Below are 26,111 nucleotides of genomic sequence, written 5' to 3' on the forward strand. Positions count from 1 at the left end.
GGGGTTACTGCGGCAGGAGTTCCAGGCGGACACCGAGCAGACGAACCGGCCGGTCGAGCTCGAACCGATCGACGATGCGCAACGCGGTCTCGGCGATCTGGGCGACATCGATGGTCGGTTCGGGCAGCTTTTCCTGCTTGCTTCGGGTGTAGAAGGTGTTGGTGCGCACCGTGACGGAGACCCGGGTGCCGATCCGGCCCGCGGCGGCCATCTCCTCGGCGACCTCGGTGGCCAGCCGCGCGACCTGCGCACGGATCTCGCCGGGATCGGTCAGGTCCCGCGGAAAAGTCTCGGATTTGCTGCGGCCCACGGGAATTCGCGGTTCTACGGTGACATCTGTGTCGCCCTTGCCGTTTCCGAGCACCCACAGATAAGGGCCGGTGTTCGGACCGAACTCGGCGGCGAGCCGATGCCGGTCGGCCGCCATCAGCTCGCCGACCGTGTGAATGCCGAGCTCGGCGAGGCGGGCGGCGATCCGGTTGCCGACGCCCCACAGCGCGTTGGTCGGGCGGTGAGCCATCACTTCGTTCCAGTTCGCGGCGGTGAGCCGGAAGACACCCGCGGCGGCGCCTCGGTCCGCGGCCGGTTCGACCGACGACTTGCCCGCCGACTTGGCGAACCCGGTGGCGAGCTTGGCGGTGAGTTTGTTGTCGCCGATACCGATCGAACAGGTCAGCTCCAAGCCCGCGATGGCGCGGCGGACCTCTTGCGCGAGAGCTTCGGGATCGTCGGTGTCGGCGGCGAGGAACGCCTCGTCCCAGCCCCACACCTCGACCCGCCCGGGAAATGTCCGTAACAGCGACATCACCTCGTCGGAGGCGTCCTCGTAGGCGGCCATGTCCAGGGGAAGGAAAATGCCTTCCTGGCATTTGCGCTGAGCGCTGCGCAGCGGCATCCCGGCCCGTACCCCGAACGCGCGCGCCGGATAGGACGCGCAGGTCACCACTTTGCGCGGTTCGGTCGGATCGCCGTGGCCGCCCACGATGACCGGCAGTCCCCGCAGTTCCGGATGACGGCGGAACTCCACCGCCGCCTGGAACTGGTCGAGATCGACGTGCAACAGCCATCTGGCCACATGCCGTTCTTACCGCACGGCGCCGACATTGTCGCCCTTGCGCGGCCGAGCGAACGTCACAACTGATCTCGTTCGCACATGGGTAACTCGCCGGGTACGCCCAGAACGCGGGTGACACCCCACGCAGGACCTGAACGCACATCCGGCGGCACCCAACTTGTACAGCCTGAAGACCCGGAGAGGCGGGCGAGCTCAGGCTGTTGCGGCGAGCGCCGCGCCGTCGAGTGCCGGTTCGGCGACCGGCTCGATGGCATAGGCCAGGATGTCGGTCACGTCGGCGACGGGGCGGACGTCCAGCGCGGCAAGCACTTCCGCGGGGACGTCGTCCAGGTCCGGCTCGTTGCGCGCCGGGATGAACACCGTCTTCAAACCGGCCCGCTGGGCGGCGAGCAGCTTCTGCTTCACGCCACCGATCGGCAGTACCCGGCCGTTCAACGTGACCTCGCCGGTCATGCCGACATCCGAGCGCACCTGGCGACCAAGCGCCAGCGACACCAGCGCGGTGACCATGGTGACGCCCGCGGACGGACCGTCCTTGGGCACCGCTCCTGCCGGGAAGTGGATATGGATGTTGCGATCCAACACCGACGGCTCGATGCCGATCTCCTCCAGGTGTGAGCGCACGTAGGTAAGCGCGATCTGCGCGGATTCCTTCATGACGTCGCCGAGCTGGCCGGTGAGGGTCAGGGAGCGCTCACCTTCGGCGGCATTGGCCTCGATGTAGAGGACATCGCCACCCGCGCCGGTCACGGCGAGTCCGGTCGCCACACCCGGAACGGCGGTGCGTTCCACCGAGTCCGAGGTGAAGCGCGGACGGCCGAGGTAGTCCTTCAAGTCGCCCAGACCGATCGTCAGGACATCCTCGACCAGCTTTTCGGAGCCCAGCCCGGGATCGTAACCCGATGCGGCGGGCACTGATCCACGCTCCGACAACCGAGTCGCCGCCTTGCGCAACGCCTTCGCGATCAGCCGCTCCATCTGTCGCACACCGGCTTCCCTGGTGTAGTCGGCCGCGATCTCGCGCAGCGCCTCCTCGGTGACGGTCACCTCGTCGGCGGTCAGCGCGTTGCGCTCCAGTTGTCGCGGCACCAGGAAGTCGCGGGCGATGGCCACCTTGTCGTCCTCGGTGTAGCCGTCCACGGTGATCAGCTCCATCCGGTCCAGCAGCGGGCCGGGGATGGTCTCCATGACATTCGCCGTGGCGATGAACAGCACGTCGGACAAGTCCAGATCCAGATCGAGGTAGTGGTCGCGGAACGTGTGGTTCTGCGCTGGATCCAGCACCTCGAGCAGGGCGGCGGCCGGGTCGCCGCGGAAGTCCGAGCCGACCTTGTCGATCTCGTCCAACAGGACGACCGGGTTCATCGAACCCGCCTCCTTCATGGCACGCACGATGCGACCGGGCAGTGCGCCGACATAGGTGCGCCGGTGACCGCGGATCTCGGCCTCGTCGCGCACGCCACCCAGGGCGACGCGAACAAACTTGCGGCCCAAGGCCCGCGCGACGGACTCACCGAGCGAGGTCTTGCCCACACCGGGCGGGCCGACCAGCACCAGCACCGCGCCGGAGCCTCGCCCACCGACGATCTCCAGCCCGCGGGCGGCACGGCGGGCCCGGACGGCCAGGTACTCGACCATGCGGTCTTTGACCTCGTCCAAGCCGTGGTGATCGGCGTCCAGGACCGCGCGGGCAGCCGAAACGTCGGTGCTGTCGGTGGTCTTCACCGTCCACGGGAGTTCCAGCACGGTGTCCAGCCAGGTCCGGATCCAGCCGGATTCCGGGCTCTGATCGCTGGCCCGCTCCAGCCTGCCGACCTCGCGCAGCGCCGCCTCGCACACGGTATCGGGCAGGTCGGCCTGCTCGACGCGGGTGCGGTAGTCGTCGGCGCCGTCGGGCTCGTCCTCGCCGAGTTCCTTGCGGATGGCGTTGAGCTGCTGGCGCAGCAGGAACTCGCGCTGGCTCTTCTCCATGCCCTCGCGGACGTCTTCGCTGATCTTCTCGGTGATCTCGGCCTCGGCGATGTGCTCCTTGGTCCACTCGATCAAGGTGCTGAGCCGTTTGGCCACATCAGGGGTTTCGAGCAGTTCCCGCTTCTGCTCGAAGGTCAGGTACGGCGCGTAGCCCGCAGTGTCGGCGATCGCCGACGGGTCGGTCAACTGGCTGACCGCATCGATGATCTGCCACGCCTCCCGCCGTTGCAGCACCGAGACGACCAGCTTCTTGTACTCTGCGGCCAGTTCCTTGGTCCGACCGTCCGATGTCGGCGTCTCGACCGGTTCGGCCTCCACCCACAGCGCGGCGCCCGGTCCGGTGACCCCGTGTCCGATCTTGGCGCGCCGCTCGGCCTTCAGCACGGCCGCCGGGGCCCCGCCGCGCATCCGGCCGACTTGTTCGATGGTGGCGACCACACCGTAGGTGGCGTAGCCCTCGGTCAGCCGGGGCGCGAGCAGCACGGAGTCCTTCTTGGCGGCCCGTGCGGCATCGATCGCGGCCTGCGCCGATTCGTCCAGTTCGATGGGCACGACCATGCCCGGCAGCACGATCGGATCGGTCAGGAACAGCACCGGCAGGTTCTGTGGTGTAGTCACGTCTTCGACCCTTCCAAAAGTTGAGCGTTGCCTACTCAACCCGAAGGTGTTCGCGTTTGTTCCGCGCAGCTCAGGTCGTTCGCTGACGGCGAATAGCGCAGGCCTTGATCACCTGCCCGCTCCGAGGAACGGGTCTCGTTGACACTCCGTCCAAGGCAATGAGAACGTGGGGGCCTTGATATCTCATACCGGCGGTACCGCCGGCTCGGCTTAGGGAGTCCCATCGATGTCGTCGCTCGCCGCTGGCGTGTTCATCGACTGGGAAGGGCTGACCGGGCAGTCGAAGTTCGTGGTCGACCTGGTCACGTTTCCGATCTTCAGTGCGCTGGCCGGGTGGCTGACCAACTGGACCGGCGTGCTCATGCTGTTCTGGCCGATTCGGTTTCGCGGTGTTCACATCCCCGGCCTGCAGGTGCTCTACCCATACTTCCCGCGCCGGGTCCAGGTGCTGCCGACCTTCTCGGCCGACGGCCGCCGCCTCGGATTCCAGGGCTTCATTCCGGCGCGCGCGGAGAAGATGGCCAGTATCTGCGTGGACAAGGCGCTGATGCGGATCGGCAGCCCCAAGGACTTCATCCACGAACTCGATCTGGACGGCATCGCCGACTACACCGCGGTGCTGGCGCGTGAACAGGTGCGGCCGCTGGTCGACGAACTGATGTACCGGGAGAACCCGGATCTGTGGCGCACCGTACCGCGCGCCGCCAAGCAGCTGATCTATCAGCGGGTGGATCGGGAGTTGCCCGCGCTGTCGCGGCGCGCGTTCGCCTCACTCGGGGACAACGTCGACCAGCTGATCGACATCAAGAGCTTCGTGATCCGCTACCTGCAGGAAAACCCGGCCATCCTGAAGGATCTGACCACCACCATCGCGGCGCCCGAGCTGCGATTCATGGTGCGCATCGGTTTGCTCGGGGCGCCGTTCGGTCTGCTGCTTGCCTTGTACCTGCATGTGCACCAGCACATTCCAGTGCTCGGCTCGGTGCCGGGCTGGGTGATCGTGCTACTCGCCTCGGCGGCGATCGGCGTGATCGTGAACGTCATCGCGGTGAAGATGGTGTTCGAGCCAGGCGACCCGCAACCGAGATACAAGTACCTGTGGAAACAAGCGCTGCTGGCGAAGCGGCAGCCGCAAGCGGCGACCGACCTCGCCCACATCCTGGCCTACCAGGTGCTGACCCTGCCCAACCTGTCGAAAGAGCTTCTCGACGGCCCGAACGGGGACAAGACCAGGCAGTTGCTGGAGCATGTGATCGCCGACGAGATCACTCGCCAGCTCGGGCCGACCACCACCCTGGTGCGAGCGGCGCTGGGACGCCGCCAGTTCGTCAACCTCTCGGTGGGCGCGGCGGGTGCGGCAGTCGGCTTGGCGCCCAGCCTGGCGGAGGACGAGGAGTTCACCCTCGAGCAGGCCAAGACCATCGACGAGTTCGCGGCGCGTAAGCTGCGGCGGCTGACGCCCGGGGAGTTCATGGAGATGTTCTACGCCTCTGTCGAGCAGGACGCCTGGCTGCTGTATCTGCACGGGGCGGCCCTCGGACTCCTCGTCGGCGCCGCCCATCTGGTCGTTTTCGGCTGGTAGTGCGTCCGCTGGCAAATATAAAACAAGCATGCTTGCCTTTTTCTGTGCCCGCTGCGATGCTGAACGCCGACGGCACACGAAGCGGTGTGCAAGGGACCGGCAAGGAAACGAATGGCTGACCTCGAAGCGCTGCTCGGTGATTTCGCCGACGAATGCGCGGATCTGGAACGACTCGTCGGCCAGTTGGCACTCGGGGAGTGGGCGCGCACCACCCCGGCACCCGGCTGGACCATCGCCCATCAGATCGGCCACCTGGCCTGGACCGATGAGATCGCGACGATCGCCGCGGCGGACCCAGCGGACTTCCAGCGCTTGGTGACCGAGGCCGGGCCGCGTGCGCTCACCTTCGTCGATGAAGCGGCCGAGCAGGCCGCGACCGAACCCCCTGCCGACTTGCTCGACCGGTGGCGTCGTGGACGCGCATCCCTCGCCGCGGCGCTGCGCGCGGTGCCGCCGGGTAGCAAACTGCCGTGGTTCGGCCCGCCGATGAGCGCGGCCTCGATGATCACCGCCCGCATCATGGAGACCTGGGCGCATGGGCAGGACGTGGCCGACACGCTCAGCGTACGCAGGACGCCAACGGCCCGGCTGCGCACCGTGGCCCATATCGGCGTGCGCACCAGGAACTTCGCCTACATGGTGCATGGAAAGACCCCGCCCGCAGCGGAATTCCGAGTCGAGCTGGCGGCGCCGGACGGCACGATCTGGTCGTGGGGTCCCGACGATGCCGCGCAGCGAGTGACCGGACCCGCGCTCGATTTCTGCCTCCTGGTGACACAGCGCCGCCATCATGACGACCTCACGATCGAGGCATATGGAGCCGACGCCGCGGAATGGCTCGCCATCGCACAGGCGTTCGCGGGGCCGACGGGCGAAGGAAGGACAGCGGGCCAGTTCGCCTGACCCGCTGACACCGGACCCGATCCCGAGATTTGGAGCGGGCGAGCGCCACACTTGGGTGCGCCGTGTTCGTGTCGACGGCCGGACGCCGTTGGCCGGGGTGTCTCGATGTGGCAGTCGAGAATGGCGCTCGCCAGCTACACGGGTATTTACCCGCTCGTGGGTCGGCGGAAACCAACAATGCCACCCGGGACATGCGGATGGGCGGTGCGCCACCGCTTACGCTGCTCGGCAATGAACGAGCGAACCATCGGCACAGCCTACGATTTCTGCGTCATCGGCGGCGGCATCGTCGGCGTCGCGACCGCACACCAGATCCTGACGCGCAACCCCGGCGCGAGCCTGGTGCTGCTGGAGAAGGCGCGCGAGCTGGCCACCCACCAGACGGGGCACAACAGCGGCGTAATCCATTCCGGCATCTACTATCCGCCGAACAGCTTGAAGGCCACGCTGTGCCGCCGCGGCGCGCAATGGACCAAGGATTTCGCTGCGGCACATGGCATTCCGTACCAGGTCTGCGGCAAGTTGCTGGTAGCGACCGACCATGCCGAATACGCACGCATGCTCGCGCTGCACGAACGGTCGATCACCAACGGAGTTACCGTCGAACTGATCGACGCGGCGGAACTCGCCCGGCGTGAACCGCGGATCACCGGCGCCGGGGCATTGTTCGTTCCGGACACCGGAATCATCGACTTCACCCGGGTGACCACCGCGCTCGCCGAGGAAGTCCGGGCCGCCGGTGGCGAATTCGTGCTCGGCGCCGAAATCGTCACGCTCACCGAGACGGCGGATGTGGTTACCGCCGCGGGCCCGGCCGGATCCTGGACCGCGCGCCGCTTGGTGGTCTGCGCGGGCTTACAGTCCGATCGGATGGCGCGAGCGGCCGGGCTGCGCACCGACTTTCGCATCGTGCCATTCCGTGGCGAGTACTACCAACTGCCGCCGGAACGAACGGGGCTGGTCAGCACGCTGATCTATCCCATTCCCGATCCCGGATTGCCGTTTCTCGGCGTGCATTTGAGCCCGACGATCGACGGTGCGCTGACCGTCGGCCCGAACGCGGTGCTCGGACTGGCCAGAGAGGGCTATCGCAAGGGCAGCTTCGATGCCGAGGACGCGCGAGATGTACTCGGCTTCCCCGGATTTCACCGAGTCGCCAGGGCGAACGTGCGCACCGGCCTGCGAGAACTGCGCAACTCACTGTTCAAGCGCGGATACCTGGCGCAGTGCCGCCGCTACTGTCCAGAGCTGACGCTCGCCGATCTGCTTCCACGCGAGGCGGGCATTCGCGCGCAGGCGGTCCTGCGCGACGGAACTCTGGTGCACGACTTCATGATCGAACACACCGAGCGATCGGTCCACTTGCTCAACGCCCCCTCACCTGCGGCGACCTCGGCCATGCCGATCGCGGAGCACATCGTCGACCAGCTCTGAGCGTCGCCGGAAGGCACGGACTCGAGCAACCGACCGGTCGCATCTGGCAATAAGACACACCAAATTTACGCACAAAGTCTCGAATAAAGAGGAGAGCTGTAGTACTTTTGACGCCAGTCGTGAACAGGGAGGGCCTATGGGCCACATCAAGTACGCGAGTGACGTCGGAGCACCTGTCGAGGTCGCCTTCAACTACACGGACAACCACCTATTCGTACCGGATTGGATGTTCGGCATCGTGGATTTCGTGCCGACCGGCGAATCGGACCGCGGCCTCGGCGCTGTCTTCGCGACCAGCGCCCGTCTCGCACTCTGGCGACCGAATCCGACCTGCGAGATCACCGAGTACCGCCGCAACGCGGTGATCGGGTATACGCTCCGTGGACGCTTGTCCGGAACGCTGACACTGCGCTTCGACCCGCTCGGCTACGGGCGGTCGGTGCTGACCTCCGAGGCGGAGTACGGTCCACCGCGCGGGCCGGTCGGCCGCCTGGGCGCCGGGCTGGTGGACGCCGCGGTCGAATCGGCGCTGCGACGTACGGAATCCCGGTTACGGAGGGAGATAGAGGAATTCCACGGTACCGATCTTGTCGGTCGGATTGCGTAGGGTGCCGCCCATGATCATCGTGAGCACCGACGGATCCTGCCTGCGTAATCCCGGCGGCGCCATCGGCTGGGCTTGGGTCAATCATCAGGGCTCCTCGGCGAGCGGAGGAGCCGTATCCGGAACCAACCAGGTCGCGGAGTTGCGCGCGGTGCTGGAGGCGATCGTGGCCCATCCCGGGTCCGAACCCCTGCTCATCGAAAGCGATTCGCTCTACGCGATCAAATGCGCCTCGGAGTGGGTGTCGGGGTGGCGGCTCAACGGCTGGCGCACGTCCACCGGCGGCGCGGTGAAGAATGTCGAACTCGTCCAGCAGATCGATCGGGCTATCGCGAGCAGGCCCGGTCCGGTCCGATTCCGTTGGGTCCGTGGACATGTCGGCAACTACTTCAACGAGCAGGCCGACGCGCTGGCCGGCGAAGCGGCTCGGCAGGCAGCGGTTACCGCGGCCGTCGCCGAGGCGAACACCGTGGAAATGCCCGCGGTGACTGTGGAGGAAACGTCGACGGCGCCGGAAGCGCCGAAGGACAAGGCCGCGGGGAAGGCGGCCGCGCCGTCGGCGCCACAGACATTGACTCTGTTCTGATCCGCTTGCGCGGGGACCGGAAACTGCCCGAATGACCTCCGGCGGTGGTGGCTCGGCCCACCGCCGGAGGCGCTCGGTCAGTTGCCCGGCTGCGGCGCGGGCTGACCCGTCGGAGCGGGCTGCGGAGCGCTGCCCGGCGCAGGCGCGCCCGGCAGGCCGGTACCCGCACCCTTGAGCATCGGCGAGTCGAGTTTCTCGACCAGCCACTTGTCGCCTGATTTCTGCAACTGGGCGATCACGACGACGAACTGCCGCTCCGGGTTGGCCTGGGTGAAGTTGGTCCGGTACTGCGTGAGGGTCACCAGCACCTTGGCCGAGGTCTTGTCACCGGACTGGTAGCCGCACTGCACGTCGTCGGCCCAGGACTTGACCTGCGCCTGCACCATGGCGTCTTTGAGCGCCTTGGTCGCGTCGTCGAACTCTTTCAGGAACTCCCCGGTCGATCCGGCCTTCACCGTGGTGAAGTACTCGTCGAGGTTCTTCGAGTAGTCGTAGACCGAGACGTCCTTGCCGAACTCGCACGCGGCGCTGGTCGAGTCGCGGATCGCGTCGAGCTTGTCACCGCGGTCCCTACCCTGCAGGAAGAACACGACGAGGGCGGTGATCGCCGCGACTGCGAGCACACCGGCAGCGAATGCGGCCACCAGTGGAAGCGATGCGGACTTCGCGGCCGTGTCCGCCTTGGGGACGGCCTTCTCCGCCGGCTTCTTGTCCGTCTTCGGCTTGTCTGCCTTCTCCGCCTTGGACAGCTCGGGTTTCGCCGCGCCAGCGGCATCCTCCGACTTCTCGGTCACCTCGTCGGTGGCCTTGTCGTTGGCGGCTGCCGTGGTCTCGGCGTCCTTGTCGGTCTCGGCGTCGTCGGTAGGCATCGATACAAACCTGCTTTCCCGGCGCGCATCGGCGCGCGCCGATTGGCTTCGGGGCCCGCGACAGCGAACCTTACGCGTTCTACCGGCGAGTATGCCCGGTCCGGCGGGGTGACCGGCGGACCGGGTGCGAACTCACCGCACCGGAGGCAGGGTCCGCTCGTTCGGATCCACACCCGGCGGCATGTGCGCGCCGTTGTTCGGCACATTGGGTCGCGGCGCGTTCGCGGCACCGCGGATAAGCTGGCCCGGCGGCGGGTTCTCACAGTAGTTCCACTTCGGAATCGTGCCGTCCTGCACGACCTCGTTGCGGATCTTCGGGGTTTCGTAGGTGCAGAACGGCCGCGGCCAGATGTCGATGATCGCGTGGAACTCGCCGTCGTGCGCCGGAATGCCGAGCGCCTCGCCACCGAGCGCGAGCGAGGGGAACAGCGCCCGCAGCGCGGGCAACCGCAGCTGCGCCGCCTTGGTGATCGCCTGGAAGTTGGTCGCCAGGCTGGTGATCGGATCGGCCGTCCGGTCCACCACCGCGCCGAGGCTGGTGAGCTGGCCCGGAGCCTGATCGAGCACGCGCTGCAGCTCGGCGTTCGCGTTGTTGAACTGCTCGAACAGCGTGCCGGAGTTGCGGGTCAGCGTGGCCAGGTCCGGCTGCGCCATGGACGTGGTGTTCGCGATGGTGCGCAGGTTCGTGATCAGATTCGTGGTCTGCGGCAGCAACGAGTCCAAGCCTGCCATTGCCAGGCTGATCCCGTTGACCATGCCGCGCAGCTGATCCGGTCCCGCGCTGAGCGCGATGTCCAGCTCGTTCAGGATCACTTTGAAGTGGTCCGGGTTGACCTGCGCGATCAGGACGCTGGAGTTGTCCAGAACCTGCCACACCGGCGTCGGGGTCTGGATCTTCTCCGGATCGAACTTGATCACGGCGCCATTGGCCAGGTACGGACCCTGCTCGGAGTTCGGCCGGAAGTCGATGTACTGCTCGCCCGCGCCGGACAGCGCCTGCACCGCGATCCGGGTGTCCACCGGGATCTTGTACTTCGCGTCGATCTGCGCGGTGGCGGCGATGGCCTGGCCGCGGTCGATCAGCTCGATCGAGGTGACCTTGCCGATCCGCCATCCGCGCAGCGTCACGTCGTTGCCGGGTTGCAGGCCGCCGGAACGGTCCAGGTTCACCGTGACGGTGTAGTCGGAACGCAGCGGGTTGACCCGCATGATGTTCACCATCAGGTACCCTGCGCCGACCAGCAGCACGAGCACCAGGCCCACGTTCGACAGCAGCACCTTGCGGCCGGCCAGGTTGCGCAGGAAGCTCATCGGTGTCCTCCCGCCACCCGGCCGTGCACCAGTTGCAGGATCTGGATCAGGCTGCCCGCGAAGTCCTGCAGATCGTGCAGATCCTGGATCTTGCCGTGCTCCGGGTCGGTGAGCGCGCTGATGTCGAGGTTGGTCGCGGTCGCGTACACCGCGAAACTGCTGCCGCGGAAAGTCGCGTCGACCTTCGGCCGCAGCACCCGCAGCCGATCGAGCAGCACGCCGAAACCGTCACCGGTCCTGGCCAGCGCGTCCATCAGCTGATGGGTGTTGTCCAGCAGCGCGCTCAGCTGCTCGGTGGAGGTGTTCGCGTAGTCGCCGAGCGCGGCGCTGGCCACCGACAGCTTGGTCAGCAGTTCGCCGATGGCCCGGTTGTTCTCCGCGACCGCGCCGATCATCTGGGGCAGCGTGTCGGCCACCTCGCCGAGTTCGGAACGCCGCGACTCGATGGTGTTCGCCAAGGTGCTGAACTCACCGAGGACGCTGTCCACCCGGTCGGTGTTGGCGTTCAAACTGCCGACGACACCGGTCATCTCGGTAATGAGGTGGGCCAGCTGCCCGCCGCGTCCACCGAGGATGGAGTCCAACTCCGCGCCCAGCCTGGACAGGCTCGCGATGCCGCCGCCGTTGAACAGCATGGACACCGAGATCAGCAGCTGCTCGACGGTCGCGCCCGCGGAGGTGCTGTCGAGGGTCAGCGTGTCCCCGTCGTGCAGCATTTCCGCACCCGGATCGACCTTGGGCTTGGATACCGCGACGAACACATCACCGAGTGGGGTGGCCTGACGCAGTTCCGCCGTGCTGCCCTTGGGTAACTCGAGGTCCTTGCGGATGGTCAGATCCACGATGGCCTGGAAGTTCTTCGTCGTGATACCGGTGACCACGCCGACATCCGAGCCGCCGATCTTCACCTTCGCCTGGTCCGGCAGGTTCAGCGCGTTCTCGAACACCGCGTGCACCGTATAGGTGTCCCCGTTCAGACCGGGTTTGGGCAGCGGCAGCTTCTCCACCGTCAACCCGCAGCCCGCGGTGATCGCGACACCGGCCACCGCGACGAGGGAGACCAGCGCCCTGCGTGCCTTGATCGTCATTCGGTACGTCATTTCGTCAGGCCGAGCAGCGCGGCGGTGAGCCCGTAGTCGGGTCCGAAGTCCTGCATGTTTCCGGTGCGGCAGCCGTCGGCCTTCATCTGGACGCGTTCGCAGAACAGGCTGACGATCTCACCCGAGAGGGCGGTGCCGATGAGCGCGTGCAGCCGCACGTATTGATGCTCGCGGTTCACGATCCCGTTGATGTTCTGCATGACCATCGGCGCCACGTCGACGACCTCGGTGATGCCGTAGGCGTTGTCGCGCAGCTGCTGGGTGACGTTGGTCAGGCCGGTCATGGTGCCCGCCAGCTGATCCTCGTACTGCACCAGGGTGGTGCTCGTGTTCACCAGGAAGGCGTTGAGCTGGTCGAGCGTGGCCTGCAGGCCGGGGGACTGCTCGGCGAGCAGACCGGACATCTGGGTCACCCGATTGCTGAAATCGCGCACCGACTGGTCGTTCTCGGCCAGCATGGTGGTGAGCTCGTTCAGTTTGATGATGATGCTGGAGATCGCGTCCTTGTTGTCCACGCCGACCTTCAGTGCGCCGGACAGCGCGTTGAGGGTATCGCGGATCTTCTCGCCGTTGCCGTTGAGCATCGGGTAGAGCACCCGGCCCGACAGCGGGCCGATGCCCTCCTGCCCCGGCTCCGGCTTCAGCGCGGCGGCGAACTGATCGATCGTCTTGATCATCGTGTCCAGCTCGACCGGTGTCTTGGTGCGGGCCTTGGGCAGATGCGCACCGTCGGACATGGTCTCGCCACTGGTGTAGACCGGGGTGAGCTCGATGTGCCGGTCGGTCACGATGGACGGCGAAACGATCGCGGCTTCGGCGTCTTTCGGGATCTTCACGCCCTTGTCGATGGACATGTGCACTTCGACAAGGGTGCCCTTGGCCACGATCTTGTCGACCTTGCCGACGTCCAGCCCGAGCACCGTGATCGGATTGCCCTCGTAGATGCCCGCGATGTTCTCGAAGTCGGCGGTGATCCGCATCGTGGTGCCCAACGCGTCGTTCACCGAACTCGGCAGCAGCGAGCAACTGCCGACCGCCAGCGCGGCGGCGCTGATCATGAGCGTCTTCGCGACGGACTGCAACGGAAAAGCCGTGCGGAATTTCATCCCTGGCACCCCTCGATCACTTGGGCGAAGCACAACCAGTTGTCCGGGAAGACCCACGGCAGGCCGACGTCACCGTACGGACCGTTGCCGCCCCACGAGTTCGCCAGGTAGCGCACGGTCGGCGGCATCAGCGACAGCATCCGGTCCAGGTTGTCCTTGTTCTTCTGCAGGCCCTCGGCCATGGTGTTCAGCTGCTGGATGGTCGGGCCGAGCTGATCGTTGTTCTGCGCGCCGATCTCCTGCAGCTGCCTGGTCAGCGTCGCGACGCCGTCGAGCAGCTGGCGCAGCAGAGCCTGGCGCTCCATGACCCGGTTGGCGATGGCCTCGCCTTGGGTGATCACCAGCAGCACGCTGTTGCGGTTGTCGGCGAGGATTCGGGTGACCCGGTCCAGGTCCTTCAGCAGCGTGTCCACCTCGGCCCTGCGGGCATCGATCACCTTGGCCAGCGCGCCGACGCTGTCGAGTGCCTGCGCGGCCAGCTCGGGCGAACCGCCGATCTGTTCATTGATCAGATTCAGCGACTGCGCCAGTTTCTTGGTGTCGAGCGCCTCGAACTTCGGGGTGCCGAGCTGCACCACGTCGGCCAGGTTGTAGGGAACGGTGGTGTTGGACAGCGGGATTCGCTTGCCCCTCGAGCCGGAGCCGTCGCCGGGCTCCAGGTCGACGTACCTGGCGCCGAGCAGCGTGGCCATCTTGATCGAGGCGCGCGCGTCCGGACCCAGTTTCAGGTCATCGCGAACGCTCAGCGTGACCAGCACATGGCTTCCCTCGAGTTCGGCGCCGACCACCCGACCGGAGGGCACACCGGCGACATTCACTTTGTCGCCGACTTTGATGCCCGCGGCCTGCACGAACTCGGCCTTGATCGACTGTTCGCCGACCCCGATGAGTTTGTAGACGCTGGACACCAGCAGCAGCACCACGATGAGACCGCCGCCGATGATGCCCAACCAGAAGTACCGGTTGCTGTCGAACCTGGCCCTGAGTTTCGTCATCATGGGCGGCACACCGCCGAGTACGAGGTCCCACCGATCTGGGAGAACAGGCCGCGGGGGAACAGGATGCCGTAGAGCGAGACGTCCAGGCCGCACAGGTACGCGTTGGCGTAGGCGCCCTCGGAGGTGTGCCTGCCCGCCGCCGAGAGAATGTTCGGCAGGTCGATCGCCGTCTGGTCGAGCTTGGCGCCGTTGTCCAACAGCAAGGTCAGCGCCGCGCTGGTGGAGTTCTGCGCGGTCTGCAGCTTCGGTTGGATCTGGCCCATCATGTCGACCAGCGATGTGGTGGCGCTCGCGATCTGCTCCGTCGAGGCGAGCAACGACTGCCCCTGTTCGTACAGCCCGCCGATCAAGGCACGGGTCTGGGTTATCAGGGTCTCCAATTCATCACCTCGTTTGGCCAACCCCGCCATCACGCCCGAGAGGTTGGTGATCACATCGGACAGAATCGCGTCCCTGCGCTGGAAGTCGGTGGCCAACTGCGCGGCCTGAACGATGAACGCGCTCAACGAGACACCGTCGCCCTGCAACGCCTGGATGAAGGTCTCCGACAGACGGTTGACCTGCTCGGGCTGCAATACCTGGAACAGTGGCTGGAAGCCGTTGAGCAGAGCCGACACGTCGAACGACGGCTCGGTCCGCTCGACCGGGATCGATCCTTTGTTCTTCAGCGGTGCCGGGCTCGTTGCCGTGCCGGGCGCCAGGGCCACATACCGCTGACCGATCAGGTTCTGGTAGCGGACCAGGGCTTTGGTGTCGTCGTAGATCGTCTGGTCGCGCTGCACCACGAAGGTGACCTTGGCGACCGATTTCCTCAGGTTGGCATCGCGGCCGAGTTCGATCTTGTCCACCTTGCCCACCCGCACACCGGCCATGCGCACGTCATCGCCCTCGTGCAGGCCGAGTACGTCGGAGAACGTCGCGGTGTAGGTGTAGGTGTCACCACTGACAATGCGCGCCAATGTATTCCACACCACCACCGTGACCAGGATGGACACGATGGCGAAGATGCTGAATCCGATCAGCGGCTTACGAATGCTCATCGTCCGGCACCGTTGTCGGACACCTGCATGGTTCCGCCCTTCAAAATCGAGCCGAGCAGCAGATATTCGGCGGTGGTCGGCTTGCGGCCGAGCAGTGCGACGATCGCCGAGTCACCGTGGTAGGAGATCGGCGCCGCCGACGGGGTGCCCTCGGGCGCGACGGCCGGTGCCGGTGCCGGTGCCGGTGCGGCAGGCGGGAGCAGTCCCGGCGGCAACATCGGGAACAGACCCTCGAGCGGCGTGCCCGCGAACGGAGCGAGCGCCCCGCCGGTCGGAGCGGCCGCGGTGGCCCGGTTCGGGTCCGGCGTGGTGATGCCGGGGACCAGCGGCAGACCCGGCATCGGCACCACCGGCGGAAGCCCGGCAGCCGAGGCGAGCGCACGCGGCTTCAGCTGTTCCGGCAGGTCGGGGAGTTCGGCGACGGCGGGGGCGGTGGCGCAGCTCGGGCCGACCATCTCGCCGTAGCGCGGGCAGTCGGCCACGGTGTACGGCCGGTACGGCGTGAGCGTGACACCCGCGTTCCAGACCTGCTGCTTCTGCGGACCCCAGTGGAACGTGGTGTCCATCCGGCGCGTGGTCTCGCTCAGGTTGAGCAGGCTCCTGGTGATCGCGTCCGGGTCCGCCGCCAAGGCGCCGAACATGTCGCTGGTCCCCGCGGTGACCTCCTTGCCGACGTCCGGGTTGCGGGCGAAGAGATCGTTCACCGTGTCCATGGTCGTGCCTGCGCCGGTGATCAGCGCGACCAACTCGCCGCGTCGGTCGGCGATGGTGCGCGCGGTCTGCACCGAGCTGCCGAGCACGTCGACCAGCTCCGGTGCGGACTGGTTGAGCGCGCGGAACGACGCGGAGAAATCGCTCAGCAGCACACCGAGGTCGGGGATCGACTCGTCGACCGCCAGCAGCCATCGGTCCAACCGCTCGACAGTGGAGCCGGGCATCCGGCCGCTGCCGTCCAGCGCCTGCGACAGGGTGCCGAGCACGCGGCCGAATTGCACCGGGTCGATCTTGTCGAGGATGTCGCGGACCGTGGTGAGGGTGTCCTGCAGCGCGATGGTGCCCTGGCTGCGGTCCTCCTCGATGACGGAGCCCTCGTGCAGGTACTGATCGGTGGCTCCGTTGAAGACCAGTTCGACGGAGGTGACGGCGAAGAGGTTGCTCGGCACCACGCGGGCGGTCACGTTGGCCGGGATGCCGCCGGCGAATTCCGGCTTCATCTCGATCCGGACCTTCTGCAACTCGCCCTTGGCGGCCACGTCGACGTTCTGCACCGCGCCGACGAGCACGCCGCGGAACTTCACGTCGGCCTGCTCGGGCAGGCCGTCACCGGTGGTGGTCAGGTTCGCGGTGACGTTGACCTTCTCCTTGAAGTAACCCTGGTAGCGCAGCATCAAGAAGGTCAGCACCAGTGCGAAGACGACCAGACCGCACAGGCCTGCGACGAGCAACTGCCGCATCGTGGGCCCGCGCCCACTGGGATCGATGATCATCTGCTGTTTACCCCGAGATTCGGATGCCGGGGTTGACACCCCAGATCGCCAATGTCATGAACAGGTTCGCGAAGACGACCGCGATGATGCTCACCTTGATCGCCCGGCCGGCGGCCACGCCGACACCCTCCGGACCACCGGAGGCGAAGAAACCGTAGTAGCACTGGATGAACGTGGTGATCGCGACGAACAGGATCGCCTTGATCAGCGAGTAGATCACGTCGATCGGGATCAGGAACTGATAGAAGTAGTGCTGGTAGGTGCCTGCGGCGGTGCCGCCGATCAGCTGCACGGTCACCGCGCAGGAGATGTAGGCCATGGCCAGACCCAGGCAGTACAGCGGGATGATGGCCACCATCGCCGCGAACATCCTGGTGCTGATCAGATAGGGCAGCGGCCGGATGGCGATGGACTCCAGCGCGTCGATTTCCTCGGAGATGCGCATGGCGCCCAGCTGCGCGGTGAACCGGCAGCCCGCCTGGGCGGCGAAAGCCAGCGTCGCGAGCAACGGTCCGAGTTCGCGGGTTGTCGCGAAAGCCGAGATGGCGCCGGTGATCGGGCTCAGTCCGAGCAGGTTCAATGAGTTGTAGCCCTGGATGCCGACGGTCATGCCACCGAAGGCGCTCAGGATGATGACGACGCCGATGGTGCCGCCACCGACGACGAGATTGCCGTTGCCCCAGGTGACGTCGGAAAGCAGCCGCCAGACTTCCTTGGGGTAGTGCTTGAGTGCCAGCGGAATCGAGCCGATCGAACGCAGCAGGAAGAACACCTGATGGCCGAGCCTGGCGAGCAGATCTACCGGCGCCTGAGCGGATTTCCGGAGTGTCTGGAAGGGCCGCAGCAGCGGAGGTACATAGGTTGATGACACCGGCTCAGACCACCTGTGACGGGAATAGTGCGTTGTAAACCTGGGTGATGATGAGGTTCACTCCGAACAGCATGATGGCGGAACTCACCACCGCGGAATTCACCGAGTTCGCGACACCGCCGGGACCACCTCGAGTGTTCAATCCGGTATCGCAGGCGATGATTGCGGCCAGCAGTCCGAAAATCAGTGATTTGCCCAGTGCGACGAGCAGATCGGTGGTAACCGCGAACGACGAGAAGGTGCCGACGTAGGAACCCGGCGTGCCGTTCTGCGCGAAGATATTGAAGATGTAGCCGGTCAAGAAACCGACGAAGACCACGAAGCCGCACAGCAGCACGCTGACCAGCATCGCGGCGCCGAGGCGTGGCGCGACCAGTCTGCGCATCGGGTCGACGCCCATCACCTTCATGGCGTCGATCTCCTCGCGGATGGTGCGGGAGCCGAGATCGGCGCAGACCGCGGAGCCGACGGCGCCCGCGATCATCAGTGAGGTGACCAGCGGGGCGCCCTGCTGGATGATGCCGAGACCGTTGGCAGCGCCGATGAACGAGGTGGCGCCGACCTGACCGGCGACCGAACCGACCTGAATGGAGACGATGACGCCGATCGGGATGGCGACCAGCAACGTCGGCGCCGCGGAGACACTGGCCATGAAACCGCACTGCCGGATGAACTCCCCGAAGGGGAAACGTCTGCGGAAAATCGCGATGAACAGTTCGGCAACCGCCGCAAATCCCATGGTGATCTGACGACCGAAGGTTTCCAGCGAACGCTTCGGATGGTCTTGCCAGTACGACTTCGTCCAATCGACCGCATCACTGAACCGTGACTCTCGGGGTGGACTCTCGGTCGACTGCACTGGCTACCCTCCTCGACGCCGGTTGGCTGCCCCGACGACTCGTTTGCTTGACGCACCTTACTACGGAGTAGTGCAGAACACACCACCGACTTGTGACTGCTGTCATAGATGTCGCTCACCGTTGACAAAAGCAATGGCAGAGGCCGGGAACATTGGGATACGGCCCAGTACCACCGCGCTGATCTCTGGAACAAGTGACAACCCACCTGCGCGAATCCCCGGCCTATGCCGGTCGATGCGGCGAATTAATATGAGGAAAATTCATCAAAAATCTCATTTGATTCCGAAGACGAACACACCCGGCCGTCGATACCACTCGGAGACAAACGATCATCGGATTTTCACAATTGCAATAGCAGATCGCTATTGTGCGCGTAAGATACATTACAACTGTTGTGTACGAAATAGGGTTGAAGCACATCGCAGTGGGGACAACCCGTAGTGGGTGACGCGCCCGAGGTCGATTACTGACACGATGGGTGCGACAGATTGATATCGTGCGGGCTTCCGACGTCTGGAGGGACATGTTCAGCAAACTCGCCAAGGTGGCCAACGCCGCCTTCGCCGTCGCCCTTGGCGCGGCGCTGCTCGGCACGGGCGCAGGGGCCGCAAACGCCCAACCGGGCCCGCCGGTCGTGGGCGGTGGATCCGGGATCATCATCGACAACCAATTCGAATGCACGATCACCACAGTCGGCCATGACAACGCGGGCCGTCTGGTCGGACTGACCGCTGGGCACTGCGGCGATCCCGGCTCGCAGGTCTACGCCGAATCCGACCGGGACGCAGGCGTGATCGGCAAGTTCGTCTACTCCAACCACGACCTGGATTACGCCGTCATTCAGTTCGAGCCGGGCAAGATCACCCCGGTGAACCGCATCGGCAATGTCACGATCACCGGGATCGGCGGACCTGCGACCTTCCCACAGATCGTCTGCAAGGAAGGTCGGACCACCGGCAACACCTGCGGTATCGCCTGGGGTGACGTGTTCCGGACGAACGTCGAGACCTGGAGTCAGATGTGCGTGGTGGAAGGCGACTCCGGCGCGCCGGTCGTCGTCGGCACCACGCTGGTCGGCATGGTGAACGCCTATCTGGCCATGGCCTGCTTCGGACCGGAGGTCGGCACGAACATGAGCGCGATCATGGGTGACCTCAACGCGCGCGGCGGTCTCGGCGCGGGTTACCTCCCGATCTGATCGACCGGTTACCCGATCCAAGCGATGAGCGGCCCGAACGGAGAGCGATCCGTTCGGGCCGCTCATTTTTCGCCTCGGGCCGGTGCGAGCGCCGGGCCGGCCACCCCGCATTGCGGCATGCAGTCGACATTGTCCATGACGGGCACGCGCCGCTCGGGACGCAGTAGGACGGCGGCGAGCACCGCGCCGGTCGCCAGCAAGCCGGCGCACAGCCACATCGCGGTGCCGAAGCCGTCGTCGAACGCGTCCGGGTCGCCCAATGCACCAGAGATGCCCGCGAGCCCGGGCAGCGCCGCCACAGCGAGCAGTTGCGCCGTGCGCGCGACAGCGTTGTTCACCCCGGAGGCGATGCCGGCCTCGCTGCTGGGCACCGCACCGAGCACCGCGCCGGTGAGCGGGGCGACGAGGACCGCGAGCCCCAGCCCGAAAACGAGCACGCCCGGCAGCACGTCGGTCAGATACGTGGTATCGGGACCGATGCGCAGCAAGAGCACCAAGCCCGCCGCCGCGAGCAGTGGTCCGGCGGTCATCGGAATGCGTGGCCCGTGCACCTGCGCCCAACGCCCGGCCGGAGCCGAGAGCGTCAGCATGATCAGGGTGACCGGCACGGTCGCCAGACCGGACATCAGCGGCGAGTATCCCGCCACCAGCTGCAATTCCAGCACCAACAAGAAGAACACGCCGCCGAGGGCGGCATAGACCGCGAGCGTCACCAGATTTGCCGCGGTGAAGACCCGGGAACGGAACAGCGAGGGCGGCACCAACGGGTGGTCGCTGCGCAGCTCGATCGCGACGAAGGCCGCCAGCAACGCGACACCGCCGGCGATGAGCAGCGGAACGGTGTCGATCAGCCCTAGCGTCAGCGCGCCGAGACCGAGCGCGACCACCAGCGCGCCCGGTAGATCGAGTTCGGTCGCCGCGTTCGGGTCGCGGCTCTCCGGCACGTGGCGCACCGCGACGAGCACGACGACCAGGGTCAGCGGAACGTTCAGGAAGAAGATGGACCGCCAGCCCGCCATCTCGATCAGCCAGCCACCGAGGAACGGTCCCAGCGCGCCCGCCACGCCGCCGAAGCCCGACCACAGCCCGATCGCCGCGCCCTGGTCGCGCTGATCGATCGACGAGGAGATCAAAGCGAGGCTGCCCGGCGTGAGCATCGCGCCCGCCACGCCCTGCAGGATCCGGGCGGCCACCAGCATCTCGATGTTCGTCGCGGCGCCACACAGTACGGATGAGATCGCGAAGGCGACGGTCCCCCAGACGAAGACCCTGCGCCTGCCCAGCTTGTCGCCCAACGAGCCGCCGAGCAGGATGAACGAGGCGAGGGTCAGCGTGTAGCCGTTCAGTGTCCACTGCAGCCCGGCGACGTCGGTATCCAGCGATTCGCCGATCCGCGGCAGCGCGATGTTGACGACCGTCGCGTCGAGCGAGGCCACCGATGACCCGAGGATGGTGGCCAGCAGAATCCAGCGACCTGTGCTCGACTGCAGCCGGGGAAGCTCGGTGGTGCTCACCACCACAACCTAGCGGCAGGCCGCCGGTCAGCGGCGAGAAAGACGTACGGACCGCGCCCCGCAGTGCGCGGCCCGTGAGCCCGGGTCAGAGCTCCTGAACGCAGACGACGAAGCGGCGTTTGTCGTAGACGTACCCGGTGCCGCTGCCGCAGACACTGACGTCGTCGGCGCCCTGCTGGATCTTGACCACCTTCACGCCCTTCGCCGGGGTCGAACCGGTGCAGTCGATGCGCTTGGGATCATCGCCGCCGACGTCCATACAGCCGCCGACCACCCAGTCGATATCCAGGCACAGCGCGCCCTGCTCGATGCCGTTGACGGTCTCGGCGTAGTAGTTGTCGGCGTCGCTGACGCACTGCGAGCTCTTCGACTTCTTCTCGATCACCTTGTAGTTCGACGTACGGCTACCGCACGACGCCTTTTCGATGGTCGCGTTGGTCGTGGTGCCGCCCAGTGTCACGCAGTCACCGACTTCGGCCTGGAAGTCGGTGTCGCCGCCGGACTTGGTCGGCGACGGCTTGCCGCTGCTCGGAGTGGGCCTGCCCGAGGATGGCTTCGGCGTATTGGTCACCGAGACCGCGTCGATCGTCCCGTTGTCCACCGCGGGCTGCGCGGTGCCGCTGATGGTGGAGCTGCACCCGATCAGCGACAGACCAGCCGCGATCACGAGTCCGGCGAAGGCGAGACGACCCGAGGTGGGTTGACGAGACACGTACAGTCCTCCCGAGCTGTAACGCTCCGAACTCACACCCCCGTAAGAATCCGAAGTTGCCATGGCTGTGCTTGAAATACCACGCCATGAATACACCATTGACCGAGCGCGCGTCGAGCCGAAACCGAAGTCGCCGGACTGACCACGCCTTTTGGGCACTGGCAGACCGACTCCGCGAGTTACCCTGGTTGACCAGCGCGACTAACGGTGGTCAGGAGGTGACCCCATGGTTTCGGCAATGGCGGCGGACGCGTTCGAGCCCGCCGACGCGGCGGGCAAGCAGCCGGCGCCACCGCGCGAGATGCTGGTCGACCCGCGATTCATCCGGCTGGCCGATCAGTTCTTCGGCATGTTCGCCCAGCCCGCCCGCGGTGGCGGTGCGCTCGCGGTCTACCTGGATGGCAGACCGGTCGTCGATATCTGGGCCGGCTGGGCGGACAAGGAGCGCCGCTGGGACAGCCAGACCGTCGTACTGACCTTCTCCACCGGCAAGGGCGTGGCATCGACCGTGGTGCATCGACTCGCCGAACGCGGCCTGATCGGCTACGACACGCCGGTCGCCGAGTATTGGCCGGAGTTCGCCGCGCACGGCAAGGACGAGATCACGGTGCGCGACGTGCTCTCGCACCGAGCGGGCCTGCATCGGGTGCGCGGCTTGGTCCCCGGCCGCGAGGGCATCCTGAACTACGACGCCGTCATTCGCGCGCTCGCCGACAGCCCGCCGGATCCGCGCCGCATCCGCACCTCCGGCTATCACGCGATCACCTTCGGCTGGCTGGTCGCCGAGATCGTGCAGCGGGCGAGCGGCACGTCGTTCACCGACTTGGTGCGCACCGAGATCGCCGAGCCGCTCGGGCCCGAGGAGTACTGGTTCCAGGTGCCGGAATCCGAACGGCATCGGATCGCCAAGATCCTCCGGCCGCTCGGTCCGCCGGGAATCCGCTGGAACGCCGCCTCCTCGGTGATGTCCTGGGTGCGGCCCGTGCGCGGGCTCGCCGAGGCGGGCATGCCGGAGAGCTTCGACGAACTGGTCCGCGACCCCCGGGTGCACGACGCGGTAATGCCCGGCTGGAACGGAGTTTTCTCGGCACGTGCGCTGGCACGGATGTACGGCGCGCTGGCCAACGGCGGTGTGGTCTACCCCGAGCGGCGCATGCGCGGCATCAGTACGGACGCGCCGGAGCACCTCGTGCGGTTCCTGGCTCCGGAGACGATCGCGACGATCAGCCAGGTCCAGACGACCCGGAGCCGCGACTACGTGCTCGGCGTGCCGATCCGCTTCACGCTCGGCTATCACCGCCCGGTGCTGATGGCCAAGCAGCAGCCACGGAACGCATTCGGCCACTACGGCATGGGCGGCTCGGGCGCGTACGCCGATCCGGATCTCGGCATGTCGATCGCATTCGTGACCAATGGGATCGGCAGCATGCTGACCGCCCTCGGTGACGCCAGACTCGCCCGGCTGGCGGCGACGGCGCAGGCCACGGTCCGCAAGGACAAGCACGTCGAACGGTAGCCGAAGCCGCGGGGCGGCCGCCCTGGACGATCACGCGAGTCGAACCCGTCCGGTGCGGAGTTCGTGTTTCTGGGTATGGCCGTCGGTATGCCTCCAACCTGCGCAAGTGAGGACAGCGCCGGGCCACGCGCGCCGCGCTGGACCGCTCTGCACGCGCTGGCCGCGGGCATCGATTTCGACCGATACTTCCGGTGGCGCCGAGCGCGCGAGGGCGACCCGTTCTATGTTCGTTTCCCCGGCTTCGGTGCCGCGCTCTTCACCGGGACGGCTGTCGGTGCACGCGAAATGTTCCGCGCTCCGGTGGAGTGCACGCAGCCGCCACGTCCGAATCCGATCGAACCGATGGTCGGCGCCGCGTCGCTGATCCTGGCTTCGGGCGAGCGCCACCGGCGCGACCGGGCGCTGCTCACGCCGGCGTTCCACAGCGTGCGAATTCGTGCCTACGGCGAGCTCATCCGCGACGCCACCGTGCGGGAGATGTCCGGGGAGAGCGGCCGGGCTTGGGTGGCGGGCGCGCGCGTCGACGCACGAGCGGCCGCACGGGCCCTCACGCTGCGGGTGATCTCGACGGTGGTGTTCGGAGCGGACAACGCGCAGCGGCGGGCGGAGTACACCGCCGCGGTCACGGACTTCCTCACCGCGTTCTCCGGGCCGCTGATGCTGGTTCCCGCACTGCGGCACGGAGTGCTCGGACACAGCCCATGGGACCGATTTCACGCCGCCCGCGCGCGGCTGGACACGCTGATCCGCGCCGATATCGCACATCGGCGCCGGTCCGTGGGCACCCAGCCGACGGATGTGCTCGGCATCCTGCTGTCCGATGCTGACGTCGACGCTGCCGCGAGCACCGACGACGAACTGTGCGATCAAGTACGCACCCTGTTGGTCGCCGGGCACGAGACCACGGCGACCGCCCTGGTGTGGGCGCTGTTCCGGCTGCATCGAGCACCGGGGCCGCTGGCGCGGCTGCGCGCGGAGTTGCGTGACGCCGGTCCCGACGCGAGCCCGACGGAGCTGGCCGGGCTGCCCTACCTGGACGCCGTCTGTCAGGAGACGTTGCGCCTGCACCCGCCGGTCCCGATCGTCGTGCGACGGCTCACCGAGTCGTACACGCTGCGCGGAGTTGCGCTCGCACCCGGCGACACCATGGGGATCGCGGTGCCATTGCTGCACTCCGACCCGGACACGTGGTCCGACGCCCGGCGCTTCGAGCCGGGCCGCTTCATCGAACGCCGCTACCGGCCGTTCGAGTTCGCTCCGTTCGGCGGCGGGCACCGGCGCTGCGTTGGCGCCGCACTCGCGGACTACGAATTACGGATCGCGCTTGCCACCATTCTCGGACAGAAGCACCTGCGGCTCGCACCACGCTACGCGCGCGGACACGTCCCGCTCTCGGTGCCACACAACATCGCGACCGGTCCACATCGCCCGATCTGGTTCGACGTCGTAAGTGATGTTCCTCACTAAGAAGTTTGCGCCGGACCGCCCTCCTGCCCTGGGTCGGAGACGGCCCGATGCCGGTCGATCCGGGTTGACCGGGAAGTTCATCAGACCGATACCCATTGGAAGATGTTGTGATGCATGACACATTTAGCGCGCTGACTGAATCACTCTGAAACGCAGGTGGCTTCGACGGGTGCCGGGACGGTAGGAAGGACGACGGGTCGGGCCGTCAATACCCATGGGGCGCTCTTCTGGCTCCGCGCCGAATGAACGATCTCGTACACGCGCGTACGAGAGATGGAATGGACGAGAAACCTATGCATGCCGCTTTGCACACCGGGTCGTTGCCTGCGCACCGCAAGGGAGCTCGGCTAACCCGCCGGTTGCGCGAGGGCGTCCTGCTGTCCGCCGCGATCGCGGCGGCCGGTGTCCTGCTCGTCGCGCCTGCGCAGGCCGAACCGATTCCGGGTATCGGAACGGGCTCCGCCGCCTCGGCCACCGATCCGGCGCCGCAGGCGAACTTCGCCCCACCCTCGATCAACATCGCCGATGGCGAGGTCGTCGGAGTCGCGCAGCCGATCATCATCACCTTCCAGGAACCGGTGACCGATCACGCCACCGCCGAGCAGGCCATCAAGATCACGTCGTCGAAGCCGACCCCCGGCCACTTCTACTGGCGCGGCGACAGGCAGGTGCGCTGGCGGCCGGACGAGTTCTGGCCGGACAACTCCGACGTGCAGGTCCAAGCGGGCGGCACCACCAGCTCGTTCCGGATCGGCGACGCGTTCGTCACCACCGCCGACGACGACACCCACACCATCACCATCACCCGCAACGGCGAGGTGGTGATGGAAATGCCGACCTCGATGGGCAAGCCCAAGCACGAGACCCCGAACGGCACCTACATCGTCGGCGAGCAGCAGCGCAAGATGATCATGGACTCGTCCACCTACGGTGTGCCGATCACCGACCCCGAGGGGTACAAGCTCGAGGTCGAGTATGCGACCCGCATCTCCAACAGCGGCATCTTCGTGCACGCGGCTCCGTGGTCGGTCGCCCAGCAGGGCGTGTCCAACGCCAGCCACGGCTGCCTGAATGTCAGCACCGAGAATGCCAAGTGGTTCTTCGAGAACGTGCGCCGCGGCGATCCGGTGATCGTGCAGAACACCCAGGGCGGCACCCTCAGCGCCAGCGACGGCCTGGGCGACTGGAACTGAGAGCTCGCCCGCCTCTCCGAAACTTCAGGCTCCTCCGCCTCTCCGAACTTCAGGCCGTACAAGTCAGGTGACGCGGGATCCGCGTTCAGGTCCTGC

Annotated in this window: 22 protein-coding genes; 9 read left to right on the forward strand and 13 right to left on the reverse strand. The window is 66.6% G+C overall.

Going from position 1 to position 26,111, the window contains the following annotated elements; all coding sequences use genetic code 11:
• Positions 1-4: 4 nt before the first annotated feature.
• Both OHA40_RS15320 and lon read right to left on the reverse strand, forming a co-directional pair.
• A complete protein-coding gene (locus OHA40_RS15320; RefSeq protein ID WP_330233712.1) occupies positions 5-1,075 on the reverse strand; it encodes a DNA polymerase IV in 1,071 nt (356 codons plus the stop codon).
• 192 nt (positions 1,076-1,267) lie between these two features.
• The gene (lon, locus tag OHA40_RS15325) at positions 1,268-3,604 is read right to left on the reverse strand and encodes an endopeptidase La (RefSeq protein WP_330234190.1); all 2,337 of its coding nucleotides are present in this window, start codon (positions 3,602-3,604) and stop codon (positions 1,268-1,270) included.
• A gap of 286 nt (positions 3,605-3,890) precedes the next feature.
• Here lon and OHA40_RS15330 point away from each other — a divergent pair, with 286 nt between their 5' ends.
• The 5 genes from OHA40_RS15330 (at position 3,891) to OHA40_RS15350 (ending at position 8,773) form a co-directional block, all read left to right on the forward strand.
• Positions 3,891-5,246, forward strand: a complete 1,356-nt coding sequence (locus tag OHA40_RS15330) for a hypothetical protein (RefSeq protein WP_330233713.1) — start codon at positions 3,891-3,893, stop codon at positions 5,244-5,246.
• Between the two features lie 111 nt (positions 5,247-5,357).
• Positions 5,358-6,149, forward strand: coding sequence for a TIGR03084 family metal-binding protein (locus tag OHA40_RS15335; RefSeq protein WP_330233714.1), 792 nt, complete (start codon positions 5,358-5,360; stop codon positions 6,147-6,149).
• 231 nt (positions 6,150-6,380) lie between these two features.
• Entirely contained in the window at positions 6,381-7,583 is a 1,203-nt protein-coding gene (gene lhgO / locus OHA40_RS15340; protein ID WP_330233715.1) for an L-2-hydroxyglutarate oxidase, read from the forward strand.
• A gap of 136 nt (positions 7,584-7,719) precedes the next feature.
• A complete protein-coding gene (locus OHA40_RS15345) occupies positions 7,720-8,190 on the forward strand; it encodes an SRPBCC family protein (protein WP_330233716.1) in 471 nt (156 codons plus the stop codon).
• A gap of 10 nt (positions 8,191-8,200) precedes the next feature.
• Positions 8,201-8,773, forward strand: coding sequence for a ribonuclease H family protein (locus tag OHA40_RS15350; protein WP_330233717.1), 573 nt, complete (start codon positions 8,201-8,203; stop codon positions 8,771-8,773).
• Between the two features lie 77 nt (positions 8,774-8,850).
• Here the strand turns inward: OHA40_RS15350 and OHA40_RS15355 are convergent, their stop codons facing one another.
• The 9 genes from OHA40_RS15355 to OHA40_RS15395 form a co-directional block, all read right to left on the reverse strand.
• A complete protein-coding gene (locus OHA40_RS15355; RefSeq protein ID WP_330233718.1) occupies positions 8,851-9,642 on the reverse strand; it encodes a hypothetical protein in 792 nt (263 codons plus the stop codon).
• Positions 9,643-9,774: 132 nt separating this feature from the next.
• Positions 9,775-10,953: an MlaD family protein gene (locus tag OHA40_RS15360; RefSeq protein WP_330233719.1), complete on the reverse strand. Its 1,179-nt coding sequence runs from the start codon at positions 10,951-10,953 to the stop codon at positions 9,775-9,777.
• The gene (locus tag OHA40_RS15365) at positions 10,950-12,041 is read right to left on the reverse strand and encodes an MlaD family protein (RefSeq protein WP_330233720.1); all 1,092 of its coding nucleotides are present in this window, start codon (positions 12,039-12,041) and stop codon (positions 10,950-10,952) included. The genes OHA40_RS15360 and OHA40_RS15365 overlap by 4 nt, the downstream gene beginning before the upstream one ends.
• 8 nt (positions 12,042-12,049) lie before the next feature.
• Positions 12,050-13,159, reverse strand: a complete 1,110-nt coding sequence (locus OHA40_RS15370; RefSeq protein WP_330233721.1) for an MlaD family protein — start codon at positions 13,157-13,159, stop codon at positions 12,050-12,052.
• A complete protein-coding gene (locus tag OHA40_RS15375; RefSeq protein WP_330234191.1) occupies positions 13,156-14,154 on the reverse strand; it encodes an MCE family protein in 999 nt (332 codons plus the stop codon). Before OHA40_RS15375 ends, OHA40_RS15370 begins: the two co-directional genes overlap by 4 nt.
• Positions 14,154-15,197 carry an MCE family protein gene (locus OHA40_RS15380; protein ID WP_330233722.1) on the reverse strand — a complete coding sequence of 348 codons (1,044 nt, stop codon included), beginning with the start codon at positions 15,195-15,197 and terminating at the stop codon, positions 14,154-14,156. The genes OHA40_RS15375 and OHA40_RS15380 overlap by 1 nt, the downstream gene beginning before the upstream one ends.
• Positions 15,194-16,684 (reverse strand): MlaD family protein, encoded by a 1,491-nt coding sequence (locus OHA40_RS15385; protein ID WP_330233723.1) that lies wholly within the window; start codon positions 16,682-16,684, stop codon positions 15,194-15,196. Before OHA40_RS15385 ends, OHA40_RS15380 begins: the two co-directional genes overlap by 4 nt.
• Before the next feature lie 7 nt (positions 16,685-16,691).
• Positions 16,692-17,555 carry an ABC transporter permease gene (locus tag OHA40_RS15390; RefSeq protein ID WP_330233724.1) on the reverse strand — a complete coding sequence of 288 codons (864 nt, stop codon included), beginning with the start codon at positions 17,553-17,555 and terminating at the stop codon, positions 16,692-16,694.
• Between the two features lie 4 nt (positions 17,556-17,559).
• Positions 17,560-18,414: an MlaE family ABC transporter permease gene (locus OHA40_RS15395; protein WP_330233725.1), complete on the reverse strand. Its 855-nt coding sequence runs from the start codon at positions 18,412-18,414 to the stop codon at positions 17,560-17,562.
• Positions 18,415-18,938: 524 nt separating this feature from the next.
• On the opposite strand from OHA40_RS15395, the gene OHA40_RS15400 reads away from it, so the two are divergent.
• Positions 18,939-19,613, forward strand: coding sequence for a S1 family peptidase (locus OHA40_RS15400; protein WP_330233726.1), 675 nt, complete (start codon positions 18,939-18,941; stop codon positions 19,611-19,613).
• Positions 19,614-19,675: 62 nt separating this feature from the next.
• On the opposite strand, the gene OHA40_RS15405 is transcribed toward OHA40_RS15400, so the two are convergent.
• Both OHA40_RS15405 and lppU read right to left on the reverse strand, forming a co-directional pair.
• A complete protein-coding gene (locus tag OHA40_RS15405) occupies positions 19,676-21,127 on the reverse strand; it encodes an MFS transporter (RefSeq protein WP_330233727.1) in 1,452 nt (483 codons plus the stop codon).
• A gap of 85 nt (positions 21,128-21,212) precedes the next feature.
• A complete protein-coding gene (gene lppU / locus OHA40_RS15410; protein WP_330233728.1) occupies positions 21,213-21,839 on the reverse strand; it encodes an LppU family putative lipoprotein in 627 nt (208 codons plus the stop codon).
• Positions 21,840-22,077: 238 nt separating this feature from the next.
• Between lppU and OHA40_RS15415 the strand changes: the two genes are divergently transcribed.
• The 3 genes from OHA40_RS15415 to OHA40_RS15425 all read left to right on the forward strand — a co-directional run bounded on the left by OHA40_RS15415 (position 22,078) and on the right by OHA40_RS15425 (position 26,015).
• Positions 22,078-23,355, forward strand: coding sequence for a serine hydrolase domain-containing protein (locus OHA40_RS15415; RefSeq protein WP_330234192.1), 1,278 nt, complete (start codon positions 22,078-22,080; stop codon positions 23,353-23,355).
• A gap of 87 nt (positions 23,356-23,442) precedes the next feature.
• Entirely contained in the window at positions 23,443-24,822 is a 1,380-nt protein-coding gene (locus OHA40_RS15420) for a cytochrome P450 (RefSeq protein WP_330233729.1), read from the forward strand.
• Positions 24,823-25,100: 278 nt separating this feature from the next.
• The gene (locus OHA40_RS15425; protein ID WP_330233730.1) at positions 25,101-26,015 is read left to right on the forward strand and encodes a L,D-transpeptidase; all 915 of its coding nucleotides are present in this window, start codon (positions 25,101-25,103) and stop codon (positions 26,013-26,015) included.
• Positions 26,016-26,111: the final 96 nt, after the last annotated feature.

It is taken from the genome of Nocardia sp. NBC_00508 (genome assembly GCF_036346875.1).
In the GTDB taxonomy this organism is placed as follows: domain Bacteria; phylum Actinomycetota; class Actinomycetes; order Mycobacteriales; family Mycobacteriaceae; genus Nocardia.